Origin of the sequence: Streptomyces sp. NBC_00647, from assembly GCF_045207245.1 — a bacterium.
In the GTDB taxonomy this organism is placed as follows: Bacteria; Actinomycetota; Actinomycetes; order Streptomycetales; family Streptomycetaceae; genus Streptomyces.
This window is the reverse complement of the sequence record NZ_CP109040.1, coordinates 548,460-564,764: the sequence shown is the minus strand read 5'-3', so window position 1 is coordinate 564,764 and position 16,305 is coordinate 548,460. Positions and strand designations below refer to the sequence as shown.

Genomic DNA, 16,305 nt, shown 5'->3' with positions numbered 1-16,305 from the left:
ATTCCCATAAGTCTTCACAGGGGTGAGGGACGATTTCGGTGGCGAACGAGGACAAGCTCCGCCATTTCCTGAAGCGAGTCACCGCAGATCTCCAGGAGACCCGGCGGCGCCTTCGTGACTACGAGGACGCCGCCGGGGAGCCGGTGGCCATCATCGGGATGAGCTGCCGCTACCCCGGAGGGGTCGACTCGCCCGAGGATCTGTGGGAGTTGGTCGCGTGCGGCCGCGACGCCGTCTCGGAGTTCCCCGCCGACCGCGGCTGGGACCTGGACGCCCTCTACGACCCGGACCCGGAGTCCCGCGGGACCAGCTACGCCCGCGAGGGCGCGTTCCTGCGCGACCTCGCGCGGTTCGACGCCGGCCTGTTCGGGATCTCGCCCCGCGAGGCGCTCGCGATGGACCCCCAGCAACGGCTGCTGCTGGAGACGTCGTGGGAGCTCTTCGAGCGGGCCGGAATCGATGCCGCCTCGCTGGCGGGGAGCAGGACCGGCGTGTTCGCCGGCGTGATGAACCACGAGTTCCTCGCCGCCCTCCAGAACTCCCCACAGGACCTGGAGGGTTACCTGGGGACGGGCACCTCGGGCAGCGTCGCCTCCGGCCGCGTGGCCTACACCTTCGGCCTCGAAGGCCCGGCCGTCACGGTCGACACGGCCTGCTCGTCGTCCCTGGTGGCCCTGCACCTGGCCGTCCAGTCGCTGCGCAACGGCGAGTGCTCGCTGGCCGTGGCGGGCGGTGTCACCGCGATGGTCGGCCCCGCCACCTTCGTCGGCTTCAGCCGCCAGCGCGGACTGGCACCCGACGGCCGCTGCAAGCCGTTCGCGGCCGGTGCCGACGGCACCGGCTGGGGCGAGGGCGCCGGCCTGCTGCTCGTGGAGCGCCTCTCGGACGCCCGCCGCAACGGGCACGAGGTCCTTGCGGTCGTCCGGGGCTCCGCCGTCAACCAGGACGGCGCGTCCAACGGCCTGACCGCCCCCAACGGCCCCTCCCAGCAGCGGGTGATCCGCCAGGCCCTGGCCGCCGCCCAGCTGACCACCGCACAGGTCGACGCGGTGGAGGCGCACGGCACGGGCACCCGGCTGGGCGACCCGATCGAGGCGCAGGCGCTGCTGGCGACGTACGGGCAGGGCCGTCCCGACGACAAGCCGCTGTGGCTGGGCTCGATCAAGTCCAACATCGGCCACACCCAGGCCGCAGCCGGCGTGGCGGGCATCATCAAGATGGTCATGGCCATGCGCCACGGCGAACTGCCGCGCACGCTGCACGTCGACGCGCCGTCCCTGCACGTCGACTGGTCGGCGGGTGCCGTACGGCTGCTCACCGAACGCACGCCCTGGTCGGCGTCGGACCAGCCGCGCCGGGCCGGCATCTCCTCCTTCGGGATCAGCGGCACCAACGCGCACACCATCATCGAGGAAGCCCCGTCGGCCGAAGCGTTCGCACAGGACACCGGGGCCCCGGAAGGGACGGAGGAAGGCGCGGAGAGCGCCGAGCCCGTCGCCGCGGAGGCGGTGCGCCCGGCCGCGGGCGGACCGGTGCCGTGGGTGATCTCCGGCAGGACCGAGGAGGCCCTGCGCGCACAGGCCGAACGCCTGCTGTCCCGCACGGACGCCGAAGTCCCCCCGCTCGACGTGGCGTTCTCGCTCGCCACGACGCGCACGGCCCTGGAGCACCGCGCGGTGGTCCAGGGCGAGACGCCGGCGGAACTCGCCGAGGGGCTGCGGGCCGTGGCCTCCGGCTCCCCGGCCCGGGGCGTCGCGCGCGGTCTCTCCGGCACCGGCGGGCGCGTCGGCTTCCTCTTCTCCGGTCAGGGATCGCAACGCCTGGGCATGGGGCGCGATTTGTACGCGTCCTACCCGGCGTTCGCCGCCGCGTACGACGAGGTCTGCGCGCAGCTCGATGCCGCGGTCGACGTCGACTCGGAAGAACTGCATCGCACCGGCGCCGCCCAGCCCGCGCTTTTCGCGGTCGAGGTGGCGCTGTTCCGGCTCCTGGAATCGTGGGGGATCCGGGCGGACTATGTGGCCGGTCACTCCGTCGGAGAGCTGGCCGCCGCACATGTGGCCGGGGTGCTGTCGCTCGACGACGCCGCGAAGCTGGTGTCCGCCCGCGCCCGCCTCATGCAGGCCCTGCCCGCCGGCGGGGCGATGGTCGCTGTCCAGGCGACCGAGGACGAGGTGCTGCCGCACCTCACCGACGGCGTCGGCATCGCGGCGATCAACGGCCCGCGGTCCGTCGTGGTCTCAGGAGCCGAGGACGCGGTCACCGCGATCGCGGAGGTCTTCCGGCAGCTGGGCCGCAAGTCCTCCCGGCTGAAGGTCAGCCACGCGTTCCACTCGCCGCTGATGGACCCCATGCTGGAGGAGTTCGCGGAGGTCGTCCGCGGTCTGACGTTCCACCGACCTCAGATCCCGGTGGTCTCCAACCTCACCGGCCGCCTGGCCGAGCCGTACACCCCCCAGTACTGGGTCCGGCACGTCCGCGAGGCGGTCCGCTTCGCGGACGGCGTCCGGACTCTGAACGACCTGGGCGTGACCACGTTCGTCGAGATCGGTCCCGGGGGCGTGCTGAGCGCCCTCGCCGAGGGCTGCCTGGACGGCGACGTGGTGACCGTGCCCGCCCTGCGCGCCGACCGCCCCGAGCGGGCCGCACTCGTCGCCGCCGTCTCCGAACTGCACGCGCACGGCGTCTCCCCGGACTGGCACGCCTTCTTCCCCGGCGCCCGCCGCGTCGACCTGCCCACCTACGCCTTCCAGTACGAGCGCTACTGGCTCGACGCTTTACAAGCCGCTCCCGGTGACGTCCGCGCCGCCGGCCTGGGCTCGGCCGACCACCCGCTGCTGGGCGCCGCCGTCTCCCTGGCCGGCGGCGACGAGCGGCTGCTGACCGGCCGGCTGTCCCTGCGCACGCACCCGTGGCTGAGCGACCACGCCGTGCTCGGAACCGTGCTGCTGCCGGGCACCGCGTTCGTCGAACTGGCCGTGCGCGCCGCGGACGAAGCCGGCTGCGCATTTCTGGAGGACCTCACCCTCGAAGCGCCCCTGGTGGTGCCCGAGCAGGGCGGCGTCGCGGTTCAGGTGTGGGTCGGGGCGGCAGACGGCACCGGCCGCAGGCCGCTGACCGTGCACTCGCGCCCCGAGGACGACGCCGACCTGCCGTGGGTCCGCCACGCGACCGGCTTCGTCACCGAAGGGACCGAAGAGGCCGGCGCCGCGGCCGCCGACCGTGCGTTCACGGCGTGGCCGCCGACGGGCTCCGAGCCGGTCGACCTCGACGGCTTCTACGACCGGCTGGCCGCCCTCGGCCTGGCCTACGGACCGGCGTTCCGTGGACTGCGGAGCGCCTGGCGCACGGGCGAGGAAGTCTTCGCGGAGGTCGCCCTCCCCGATGGCACGGACACCGGTTCCTTCCTCCTGCACCCGGCTCTGCTCGACGCGGCACTGCACGCGATCGGCGCGGGCGGTGCGGACGGCTCCCTCGTTGCCGAGGCGGACGGGCCGCTCCTGCCATTCGCCTGGTCCCGGGTGTCCGTGCGCGCCAAGGGCGCGTCCACCCTACGGGTCAGACTGGCACCGGCCGGTACGGACGCGGTGTCCCTGCTGGTGGCCGACGGCGCGGGCGAGCCGGTGGCGTCCGTCGAGTCGCTGACACTGCGCGCGGTGTCGGTTGAGCAGCTCCGCAAGCGCTCCGGTGACGCGATGTTCACCGTCGAGCGGGCGCCGCTGACCCTGCCCTCCGACGACGCGGACGGGACGGTGGTGGCGTACGTCCCGGACATCGCCGCACTGGCTGAGGCCGACGGGCCGTCGCAGCCGGACGTGGTCGTGGTCCCGTGCCCCGACGGCCCGGAAGGGGCGACCGAGGCCGAGCGGGTCCGTGCGGTCACCACCGACGTGCTGCGGCTGGTTCAGCGCTGGTTCGCCGAGGACCGGACGCCGCGCCTCGTGCTGATGGCGCGCTGTGACGACCTCGCGCACGCCGCCGCGGGCGGACTGGTCCGCTCGGCCCAGGCGGAGAACCCCGGCCGGATCGTGCTGCTCGAAACCGACCGCCCGGACGAGGCGGCCGCGCTCGTGCCCGGCGTCGTACTGTCCGGCGAACCCCACGTCGTCGTCCGCGAAGGGGAGGTCAGCGCACCGCGCCTGGCCCGCGCCGCCTCCCTGGCAACGGAGGACGCGGCCACCGGCCGCGCGGACGAAGCTGCCTCGGCCCTCGCCGAGGGCGCTGCCTCCCGCCTCGGCACCGTGCTGCTCACCGGCGCCGCCGGCGCGCTGGGCAAAACCCTCGCCCGTCACCTGGTGACCGGACACGGCGTGCGCCGGCTGCTGCTCGTCAGCCGCCGTGGCGCGGACGCCCCGGGCGCCGCGGACCTGACGGCAGAACTCGCGGCGCTCGGCGCCGAAGCGACGTGGGCCGCCTGCGACCTCGCCGAACGGGACGCCCTCGCCCGGCTGCTGGTCGCCACCCCGGTCGACTCCGTCGTGCACACCGCCGGCGTGCTCGACGACGGCGTGATCGCCGCGCTGACCCCGGAGCGCGTGGGCGCGGTCCTCGCGCCCAAGGCCGACGCCGTGCTCAACCTGGACGAGCTCACCGGCCCGAGCACGACGTTCGTGCTGTTCTCCTCCGCAGCGGGCGTCTTCGGCAACCCCGGCCAGGGCAACTACGCCGCGGCCAACGCCTTCCTCGACGCCTTCGCCCGGCAGCGCCACGCCCGGGGACGGCCCACGGTCTCGCTTGCGTGGGGCCTGTGGGAGCAGGAGGGCGCCATGGCCGACGCCCTCGACGAGGCGGGCAGGTCGCGGATGGCCCGCTCCGGCGTCCTGCCGCTGCCCACCGAGGACGGCCTGAGGCTGTTCGACGCGGCACTCGCCTCCAACGAGTCCGTACTCGTGCCCGTCCGCCTCGACACCGCCGCCCTGCGCAACCGGGCGGCAGAAACCGTACCGGCCCTGCTGCGTGGACTCGTCCGCGTTTCCCTACGCGGCACGGCCCAGCGCGCCGCCACCGGATCCCTGGCCGAACGCCTCGCCGGTCTGGCCGCCGACGAGCGCGACGAGGCCCTCCTGGAACTGGTCCGGGGCGAGGCCGCCGCCGTGCTCGGTCACTCCTCGCCCCGGGCCGTCCAGCCCACGTACGCCTTCCAGGACCTGGGCTTCGACTCGCTGACGGCCGTGGAGCTGCGCAACCGGCTCGCCACGGCCACCGGCCTGCGCCTGCCCGCCACCCTCGTCTTCGACCACCCCACCCCCGCCGCCCTCGCCCGGCACATCGGCACCGAGCTCCTCGGCGAGGCCCCCGCCGTCACGGCCAGGGCCGCGGCGCGGCAGACCGCGACCGCCGCCGACGAGCCGATCGCCATCGTCGGCATGAGTTGCCGCCTCCCGGGCGGGGTCCGCTCGCCGGAGGACCTGTGGCGGCTGGTCGCCTCCGGCCGGGACGGCATCTCCCGGTTCCCGGACGACCGCGGCTGGGACGTCGACGGGCTCTACGACCCCGACCCCGAGCGCCTCGGCAAGACGTACGCGCGCGACGGCGGCTTCCTGCACGAGGCGGCCGAGTTCGACGCCGGCTTCTTCGGCATCAGCCCCCGCGAGGCACTGGCGATGGACCCGCAGCAGCGGTTGCTGCTGGAGGCGTCCTGGGAGGCGTTCGAACGCGCCGGGATCGACCCGGCGACCATCCGGGGCAGCCGTACCGGCGTTTTCACCGGCCTGATGTACCACGACTACGGCCAGGGCCCGCGCCAACTGTCCGAGGGTGTCGAGGGACTGCTCACCACCGGAGGCTCCGGCAGCGTCGCCTCCGGGCGCGTGTCCTACACCTTCGGCCTGGAGGGCCCCGCCGTCACGATCGACACGGCCTGCTCCTCGTCGCTCGTCGCCCTGCACCTGGCCGTCCAGTCGCTGCGCAACGGCGAGTGCACGATGGCGCTGGCCGGCGGCGTCACGATCATGGCGGGCCCGACGGTTTTCGTGGAGTTCAGTCGGCAGCGCGGGTTGTCGCCCGACGGTCGGTGCAAGGCGTTCGCCGCCGGTGCGGACGGTACGGGCTGGGGCGAGGGCGTGGGCCTGCTGTTGGTGGAGCGGCTGTCCGACGCGGAGCGCAACGGCCACGAGGTCCTTGCGGTCGTGCGGGGCAGCGCGGTGAACCAGGACGGTGCGTCCAACGGTCTGACCGCGCCCAACGGCCCTTCGCAGCAGCGGGTGATCCGGCAGGCGCTGACGTCCGCGGGCCTCACCGCCGCCGACGTGGACGCGGTGGAGGCGCACGGTACGGGAACGAGGCTGGGTGACCCGATCGAGGCGCAGGCGTTGCTCGCCACGTACGGCCAGGAGCGGCCCGCAGGACAGCCCCTGTGGCTGGGCTCCCTGAAGTCCAACATCGGTCATACACAGGCTGCCGCGGGTGTCGCCGGTGTGATCAAGATGGTCATGGCCATGCGCCACGGAGTGCTCCCGCAGACCTTGCACGTCGACGAACCCACACCGCACGTGGACTGGTCGGCCGGTGACGTGCGGCTGCTGACCGAGGCCGTCGCATGGCCCGAGTCGGACCGCCCGCGCCGTGCTGCCGTCTCGTCCTTCGGCGTCAGCGGCACCAACGCCCACACGATCATCGAGCAGGCCCCCGCGACCGAGGAACCGCCCCTGACGTCCGATTCCGGCGCGGCCGTTCCCTGGGTGCTCTCCGGCAGGACCGAAGCCGCGCTGCAGGCGCAGGCCGCCAGCCTCGCGTCCTTCCTGGACGACCACGACCACGACAACGACAGGGACAGGGACGACGTCGGCGAGGCGGCCTTGGCGGCCGACGTGGCGTACTCGCTGGCCACGACCAGGGCGGCCTTCGAACACCGCGCCGTGGTGGTCGGACAGACCCTCCAGGAGCTCCGGCAGGGACTGGACGGTGTCGCCGGCGGCGCCACGCCGCCCGGCGTGGTGACCGGCACCGCACACACCGGCGGCAAGACCGTCTTCGTCTTCCCCGGGCAGGGGTCGCAGTGGGTGGGCATGGCCGCCGAACTGCTGGAGACCTCACCGGTCTTCCGCGACCGGATCGACGCCTGCGAGCGCGCCCTCGCGCCGCACGTGGACTGGTCGCTGGCCGCGGTGCTGCGCGGCACGTCCGAGGTCGAGCAGGACCGGGTCGACGTGCTGCAGCCCGTGCTGTGGGCGATGACGGTCGCCCTCGCCGAGGTGTGGCGCTCCTTCGGAGTGACCCCCGACGCGGTCGTGGGGCACTCCCAGGGCGAGGTCTCCGCGGCGGTGATCGCCGGAGCAATCTCCCTGGAGGACGGAGCGCGCGTCGTGGTGCGGCGCAGCCTTGCGGTCCGCGAACTCCAGGGCCGCGGCGCCATGGCCTCGGTGACGCTCCCGGACGAGAAGGCGCGGGAACTGGTCGGCCGGTGGACCGGCCGCCTCGGCATCGCCGCCGTGAACGGGCCCGCCACCGTTGTGGTCTCCGGAGACACCGACGCCCTCGACGAATTCCTCGCTCACTGCCAACAGGAGGCCATCCAGGCCCGCAGGGTTGCCGTCGACTACGCCGCGCACTCGCCGCAGATCGAACGCGTCCAAGCGCAGGCGCGCGAGGGGTTCGCCGGCATCAGCCCGCTCCCCGGCTCCGTGCCCTTCTACTCCACGGTGACGGGCGGGAAGCTGGCCGCGGACGAGCTGGGCTCCGGCTACTGGTACCGCAACATGCGGCAGACGGTGCGGTTCCACGACGCGATCCGGGCCGCTCTGGCCGACGGGCACGACGTGTTCGTCGAAGTGAGCCCGCACCCCGTCCAGTTGGCGGGCATCCAGGACGCCATCGAGGCCGCCGACGCGGACGCCGCGGTCGTACCGACGCTGCGCCGCCGCGACGGCGGACGGAAGCGGCTGATGCTGGCCCTGGCCCAGGCCCTTGCGCACGGCGTCGCCCTCGACTGGGACGCCGTCCTGCCGGGCGCGCGCCGCGTCGATCTCCCGACCTACGCGTTCCAGCACGAGCGGTACTGGCTGGAGGCCGGCGCTCCGGCCGGTGACGTACGAGCGGCCGGGCTGGCCGCCGCCGACCACCCGTTCCTGGGCGCGGCGGTGGAGTTGCCGGACGGCGGCGGCCACCTGCTCACCGGGCTGCTGTCCCTGCAAGCCCAGCCCTGGCTGGCCGACCACGCGGTGCTGGGCACGGTGCTGCTGCCGGGCACGGCCTTCGTGGAACTGGCCGCCCACGCCGCGGCCGAGGCCGGCTGCGACCTGGTCGAGGAGCTCACCCTGCAGGCACCGCTGGTGCTGTCCGAGCACGGCGGAGTCGCGCTCCAGGTGCTCGTGGGCGCCCAGGACGACTCCGGCCGCCGCCCGTTGAGCGTGCACTCGCGAGCCGGGGACGACGGTCCGTGGATCCGCAACGCCACCGGCGTCCTCGCCGCCGGCGGCGCTCCCTCCGGCACCGACCTGAGCAACTGGCCCCCGGCGGACGCCCAGCCGGTGGACCTGGACGGGTTCTACGACCGGCTGGCGGACCTCGGCCTGAGCTACGGCCCGCTCTTTCAGGGGCTGCGTGCCGCCTGGCGCGGCCACGACGCGGTCTACGCCGAACTCGCCGTCCCCGACGAGGCGCAGACGGACGCGTTCGGCGTGCACCCGGCCCTGCTCGACTCCGCGCTGCACGCGCTGGGCGCGGGCGGCCTCGTACCGGCTGCCGACGGGCCCCTGCTGCCCTTCGCGTGGTCCCGCGTCACGGTGCACGGAACCGGAGCGGCCGGCCTGCGGGTCCGGCTCTCCCCGGTCGGCGGGGATGCGGTACGGCTGGAGGCCGCCGACGGCACGGGCCGTCCCGTCGTGTCGGTGGAGTCGCTGACGCTGCGCCCGGTGTCGGTCGAGCAACTGCGCACGAGCTCCCGGGACTCCCTGTTCACCGTGCGGTGGACACCGGTCCCCGCACCGGCCGACGCGAACGCCCCGGTCGTACGGGCCTACGACGACATCGCCGGTCTCTTCGCCGCACCCGGGACGGAGACCGGGACGCAGGCGGACGCGGACGCCGTCGTCGTCCCCTGCCCGGCCGGGCAGGGGACCGACGCCGAACGGGTCCGGGACGTCCTCGCCGAGGTGCTCCGGCTGGTCCAGTGGTGGTTGGCCGAGGACCGGGCCGCCCGCCTGGTGCTGGTGACCCGGGGCGCGGTCGCCGCAGGCGACGCGCCGGCACCGGGCGACCCGGTGCAGGCGGCCGTGTGGGGCCTGGTCCGGTCGGCACAGTCGGAGAACCCGGACCGCATCGTCCTCCTCGACACCGAAGAGAACGCCGACGTAGAGCAGGTCGCGGCGACGGCCGTCCCCCGGCTCGTCGTATCCGAGGAGCCGCAGGCGGCACTGCGCGGCGACGCGCTCCTGCTGCCCCGGCTCGTCAGGGCCGCCGCCGACGCCCCGCGGGCCACCCCGGACTTCGGGAGCGGCAGGGTGCTCCTGACCGGCGCGTCCGGTGCCCTGGGCGGACTCGTCGCCCGGCACCTGGTCGCCGAACACGGGGTGCGCAGCCTGCTGTTGATGAGCCGGCGCGGCGCGGACGCCGAGGGTGCGGCGGAGCTCCAGGAGGAACTGACCGCCGCGGGTGCCGAAGTGCTCTGGGCCGCCTGCGACGTGGCCGACCGGGACGCTCTCGCCGAGGTGCTGTCCGGCACGCCGGTGGCGGCCGTGGTGCACACGGCCGGCGTCCTCGACGACGGCGTGATCGGTTCGCTCACGCCGGAGCGCATGGAGACGGTGCTGCGTCCCAAGGTCGACGCGGTGCTGAACCTGCACGAGCTGGCGGGCGACGTGTCGGCGTTCGTGCTCTTCTCCTCGCTCGCGGGCACGCTCGGCACCCCCGGCCAGGCCAACTACGCCGCGGCCAACGCCTTCCTGGACGCCTTCGCCCGGCGCCGCCGGGCCCAGGGCCTGCCCGCGGTGTCGCTGCCATGGGGCCTGTGGCAGCGCACCGGCACCATGACCGAGGACCTCGGCGGCGCCGACCGGACCCGGCTCGCCCGCGGCGGCGTGCTGCCGCTGTCCGACGAGGACGGCCTGGAACTCCTCGACGCCGCGCTCGCGCTGCAGGAGCCCCTGGTGGTGGCGGCACGGCTGGACCTCGCCGCCCTGCGGAACGCGACCGCCCCGGTGCCGCCGTTGCTCAGGGCGCTCGTCGGCGGCCGGCCGCGGCGCACGGACCGGACGGCTGCGGTACCGCTGGCGCAGCGGATCGCGGGCCTGCCCGAGAGCGAGCGCGAAGAGGCCGTGCTGGACCTCGTCCGGTCGGAGGTCGCCGCCGTCCTCGGACACAGCTCGGCCAAGACCGTCCAGCCCGACCAGGCCTTCGGCGACCTGGGCTTCGACTCGCTGACCGCGGTGGAGCTCCGCAACCGGATGAACCAGGCCACGGGCCTGCGGCTGCCCGCGACGCTGGTCTTCGACCACCCGACGCCCGCGGTCCTCGCGCAGCGGGTGCTGAAAGACCTCCCCGGTGGTACGGCCGGGACGGCGCCGGTCTTCGACGAGCTCGACCGCCTCGGTGCCGCCCTCGACGGTGCCGGAGCGGACGGCATCGACAACATCACCCGAACCAGGATCAACATGCGTCTCCAGGCACTGCTCGCCCGCTGGAACGGGAACGAGCCGGCCGATCCGGGAGGCGCCGGCGGAGCCGAGGACGAAGACGACCTCAGCTCGGCGAGCGACGAGGAGCTGTACGAACTCCTCGACGACGAACTCGGCATCTCCTGAACTGCGCAGCCAAAAGGGGCGGGCGACACCGATGATGAACGAAGACAAGCTCCGGGACTACCTCAAGCGGACCACCACCGACCTGCGCCAGGCCCGGCGGCGCGTGCGCGAGCTGGAGGCCCGCGACCAGGAGCCGATCGCCATTGTCGGTATGAGCTGCCGGTTCCCCGGCGGCGTCAGGTCCCCCGAGGAGCTGTGGCGGCTGCTGGCCGAGGGCGAAGACGCCATCTCGCAGTTCCCCGAGGACCGCGGCTGGGACGTCGACGCGCTCTACGACCCCGACCCCGAGCAGCCCGGCAAGGTCTACACCCGGCAGGGCGGCTTCCTGCACGACGCGGCGGACTTCGACGCCGAATTCTTCGGGATTTCGCCGCGCGAGGCGCTGGCCATGGACCCGCAGCAGCGGCTGCTGCTGGAGACCGCGTGGGAGGCCTTCGAGCACGCGGGCATCGACCCCGCCGGCCTCAAGGGCAGCCGCACCGGCGTCTTCGCCGGCCTGATGTACCACGACTACGGCTTCACGCCCGGCGTCCTCCCCGAAGGGGTCGAGGGGCTGATGAGCACCGGCAACTCCGGCAGCGTCGCCTCCGGGCGCATCGCCTACACCTTCGGTTTCGAGGGCCCCGCGGTCACCGTCGACACCGCCTGCTCGTCCTCGCTCGTCGCCCTGCACCTCGCCGTGCAGGCGCTGCGCACCGGCGAGTGCTCCATGGCGCTCGCCGGCGGCGTGACGGTCATGGCGGGCCCGAGCGCCTTCGTCGAGTTCAGCCGCCAGCGCGGACTCGCCCCCGACGGCCGCTGTAAGTCCTTCGCGGCGGCGGCGGACGGCGCGTCCTGGTCCGAAGGCACCGGCCTGCTTCTCGTGGAGCGGCTGCGGGACGCCCGCCGACTCGGCCACAAGGTGCTCGCGGTCGTCCGGAGCAGCGCCGTCAACCAGGACGGCGCGTCCAACGGCCTGACCGCGCCGAACGGCCCCTCGCAGCAGCGGGTGATCCTCGAAGCGCTGGCCGGCGCCCGGCTGTCCGCCGAGGAGGTCGACGCCGTCGAAGCACACGGCACGGGCACCAGCCTCGGCGACCCGATCGAGGCGCAGGCGCTGCTGGCGACCTATGGACAAGAGCGCGAACGGCCGCTGCTGCTCGGCTCGCTGAAGTCCAACATCGGCCACACGCAGGCCGCGGCGGGTGTCGCCGGTGTGATCAAGATGGCGCTGGCGATGCAGCACGGCGTGCTGCCGAAGACCCTCCACGTGGACCGGCCGACCCCGCAGGTCGACTGGTCCGTCGGCTCGGTCGACCTGCTGACGGAGGCGATCGCCTGGCCGGAGACGGACCACCCCCGCCGGGCCGGGATCTCGTCGTTCGGGATCAGCGGCACCAATGCGCACATCATCCTCGAGCAGGCGCCCGAACCGGAGCCGGAGGACCCGGCCGACGACACGACCGAAGGCGAGGGCGTGGCCGAGGAACTGCTGCGGGCCCGGACCACGGTGGTGCCGTGGGTACTCTCCGCGAAGACCGGGGAGGCGCTGCGAGAGCAGGCACAACGACTGCTGTCGTCCGTGGACCTCGCGGCCGCGTCACCGGCCGACGTGGGCTTCTCGCTGGCGGCCACCCGCTCGGCGCTGGAGCACCGGGCGGCGGTCGTCGGCGCCGACGGGGAAGAGCTGCGCGCGATCCTGACCGCCCTCGCGGCGGGCGAGCCCGCGGCACAGGTGGTGACGGGGCGCGCCGGGGCCGACCGGGGCAAGGTCGGGTTCTTGTTCTCGGGTCAGGGTTCGCAGCGGATCGGCATGGGGCGTGAGTTGTACGAGGCGTACCCCGTGTTCGCTGCGGCCTATGACGAGGTGTTGGCGCTCCTGGACGCCCTGGTCGACGTCGATGCGGAAACGCTTCATCAGACGGGTTCGACGCAGCCGGCGTTGTTCGCTGTTGAGGTGGCGCTGTTCCGGCTGTTGGAGTCGTGGGGCATCCGGCCTGATTTCGTGGCGGGTCATTCGGTGGGTGAGATTGCGGCTGCTCATGTGGCCGGGGTGTTGTCGCTCGGGGATGCGGCGGGGCTGGTGTCGGCGCGTGCGGCGTTGATGCAGGCGTTGCCCGCTGGTGGGGCGATGGTGGCGGTGCAGGCGGCCGAGGACGAGGTGCTGCCGTGCCTGACCGACGAGGTCGGCATCGCGGCGATCAACGGCCCTCAGTCGGTTGTGGTTTCGGGCGCTGAGGACGCGGTTGTGGCCATGGGTGAGGTCTTCCGGGAGCAGGGTCGTAAGACGTCCCGCCTGAAGGTGAGCCATGCGTTCCATTCGCCGTTGATGGATCCGATGCTGGAGGAGTTCGCGGAGGTCGTCCGCGGTCTGACGTTCGGTGAGCCGCGGATTCCTGTGGTCTCCAATCTCACGGGCCGCCTGGCCGAGCCGTACACCCCCGAGTACTGGGTGCGGCACGTCCGTGAGGCGGTCCGTTTCGCCGACGGTGTCCGGACGCTGTACGAGCTGGGCGTGACCACGTTCGTGGAGATCGGCCCGGGCGGCGTGCTGAGCGCCCTCGTCCAGGGCTGCCTCGACGACGCGGACATCGTCACCGTTCCCGCCCTGCGTACCGACCGCCCCGAACCCCAGGCGCTCACGCTCGCCGTCGGGCAGTTGCACACGCACGGCCTCTCCCCGGACTGGCAGGCGCTGTTCCCCGGCGCCCGGCGTGTCGACCTGCCCACGTACGCCTTCCAGCGCGAGCGCTACTGGCTCGAAGGCACGGCCGCGCTCGACGTCTCCTCGGCGGGCCTGGACTCCTCCGGCCACGCCCTGCTCGGCGCGGTGGTGGAGACCGCCGGGGCGCAGGACGTGCTGTTCACCGGCCGGCTGTCCCCGGCCGACCTGCCCTGGATCGCGGAACACACGGTCGGTGGCGTGCCGGTGTTCCCGGTCGCCGCGTTCGTGGAGCTCGCCCTGTCCGCAGGACGGCAGGCCGGGTTCCCGTACCTGGAACAGCTGGACGTGGACGCCCCGCTGGTTCTGGCCGAACAGGGCGCCGTCCGCATCCAGGTGCAGATCGGTGCGGACGACGACCCTGACCGGCGCTCGGTGCGCGTCTTCAGCCGGCCGGCGGCGGGCAGCTCCGTCGACCCGTGGGTCCGCCACGTCACCGGAGAGCTCACCCGGAACGCTCCGGCGCCAGCGTTCGACCAGACGATCTGGCCGCCGACGGGTGCCGAACCCGTGGACGTCGAGGGCCGTCCTGGTCTGCGCGCCGCCTGGCGCGCCGGGGACGAGTTGTACGCCGAGGCCGAACTGCCGGCCACGGAGCGGGACCGGGCGGACCGCTACGCCCTGCACCCCGTCCTGCTGGACGCCGCCCTCGGCATGGCGGCGTCGGACCGCGCCGCAGACCCCGGCGAGGTGCTCATGCCCCACGCCTGGAGCGGCATGTCCGTGCACACTCCGGGGCCCGGGGCCGTACGCATCCGCATCCGGCCCGCCGGTGACGACGCGGTGGCGATCGAACTGTCCGACGCCGACGGCTCTCCCGTCGCCTCGGTCGCGTCCGTCCGGACGCGGACGATGACTGCGCAGCAGGTACTGGCCTCGCGCGTGGCGCACCAGGACTGGATGTTCGAGGTCGACTGGCTCGAGCACACCGCGGCCTCCGCTCCCACCACCGCTTCCGAAGCCGACTGGGCGGTCCTCGGCGACGAGGGTGTTCACTCCGACATCGACGCGCTCCGCAAGGCGGTCGACGGCGGTGCGGCCAGGCCCGCCCACGTCCTCCTGCCGTGCGCCCCGAGGGAAGGCGATGCTGCCGCGGCGACGCGCGGGGCGCTGGCCGGTGTGCTGTCGGTCGTCCAGGAGTGGGTCGCCGACGAGCGGTTCTCCGACGCGCGGCTCGTGGTGATGACGCGCGGAGCCGTCGAGCTGGACGGCACGGCTTTGGACCTCGCGCACGTCGCGGTCTCCGGTCTGGTGAAGTCGGCCCAGACCGAGCACCCGGACCGGCTCCTGCTCGTCGACGTGGACGACTCGGTCACGAACGGCGGCACGGTCACTGACGGCGGCATCGACCCGGCGCTGGCCGCGGCGCTCGCCGCTCTGGACGAGCCTCAGGCCGCGATCCGCGACGGAAAGCTGTACGTGCCGCGCCTCGCCCGGATCACCCCGCCCGAGGAGTCGACCGGTCACGCGTGGGACCCCGAGGGGACCGTGCTGCTCACCGGCGCGACCGGTGGCCTCGGACGGTCGCTCGCGCGGCACCTCGTCGCCGAACGCGGCGCACGGAGGCTGCTGCTGGCCAGTCGGCGGGGCCCCGCGGCCGAAGGCATCGGCGAACTCGTCGCCGCCCTCTCCGAGCTGGGCGCGCACGTCGATGTGGCCGCCTGTGACATCGCGGACCGGGACGCCCTCGCCGAACTGCTGGCCTCCGTCCCGGCCGAGCACCCGCTCGTGGCCGTGGTGCACGCGGCGGCGGCCCTGGACGACGGCGTGATCACCGCCCTGACCCCGGGGCGCCTGGACACCGTGCTGCGGCCGAAGGCCGACGGGGCGCTGCACCTGCACGAGCTGACCCGGGACCTGAACCTCTCCGCGTTCGTGCTCTTCTCCTCCCTGGCCGGAGTTCTGGGCAGCGCCGGCGCGGCGAGCTACGCCGCCGCGAACGCCTTCCTGGACGGGCTGGCGCGGCAGCGCCGGGCCGCGGGCCTGCCCGGCACCTCGCTGGCGTGGGGCCTGTGGACGGACAACGGCGGCATGGGCGACCGGATCACCGACGCCGACCGCAACCGGATGGGGCGGGCCGGAGTCGTGCCGTTCACCCCGGCGGAGGGGCTGGCCCTGTTCGACGCCGCCCTCACCGTGGACCGGCCGGTGATCGTGCCGGTCCGGCTGGACGTTCCAGGACTGCGCGCGATGGCCCGCGCGGGCATGCTGCCCGCCGTCCTCCGCGGCCTCGTCGGCGACACGGGCGCCGCGGCCGGTGAGGTCACGGCCGCGGGGACCCCCGCCCTGGCCCGCCGCCTCGCCGGGATACCGGAGGCCGACCAGGAGAAGATCCTGCTGGACCTGGTGCGCCATCAGGCGGCAGCCGCCCTCGGCCACGCCACCGCTGCCCGCATCGAGCCCACCACGGCCTTCCGGGACATCGGCTTCGACTCCCTGACCGCCGTGGAACTGCGCAACCGGCTCAAGGCCGCGACCGGGCTCCGGCTCAAGCCCACCCTGGTCTTCGACCACCCCAACCCCGTCGCGATCGCCCGGCTCCTCCACAAGGACCTGGTGCTCGACCTCACCGCCGAGGCCCCGCCCGTGCTCGGCGAACTGGACCGGCTGGAGGCGCAGCTCGCCGCGCTCGCCCCAAAGGACGCGGTGCGGGACAAGGTCACCGCCCGGCTCAAGGCACTGCTCTGGAAGTGGACCGACACCCACCAGGACGCCGCGGCGAACACCGCCGACGCCGGCCACGGCACCGACCGCGACTTCGACCTCGACGTCGACCGGATCGACGCCGCCACCGACGACGAGATGTTCGACCTCATCGACCAAGAGCTCGGGTCCCACTGACTCATCTCACGCACTGCTACCGAG

General features: G+C 73.9%; 2 protein-coding genes. Both read left to right on the top strand.

Features of this window, described 5'->3' with window-relative positions; genetic code table 11:
• The first annotated feature begins 38 nt into the window (after positions 1–38).
• Positions 39–10,739 carry an SDR family NAD(P)-dependent oxidoreductase gene (locus tag OG788_RS02460; RefSeq protein WP_406368823.1) on the top strand — a complete coding sequence of 3,567 codons (10,701 nt, stop codon included), beginning with the start codon at positions 39–41 and terminating at the stop codon, positions 10,737–10,739.
• Positions 10,639–16,281: an SDR family NAD(P)-dependent oxidoreductase gene (locus OG788_RS02455; RefSeq protein WP_406376651.1), complete on the top strand. Its 5,643-nt coding sequence runs from the start codon at positions 10,639–10,641 to the stop codon at positions 16,279–16,281. The genes OG788_RS02460 and OG788_RS02455 overlap by 101 nt, the downstream gene beginning before the upstream one ends.
• Positions 16,282–16,305 lie beyond the last annotated feature (24 nt).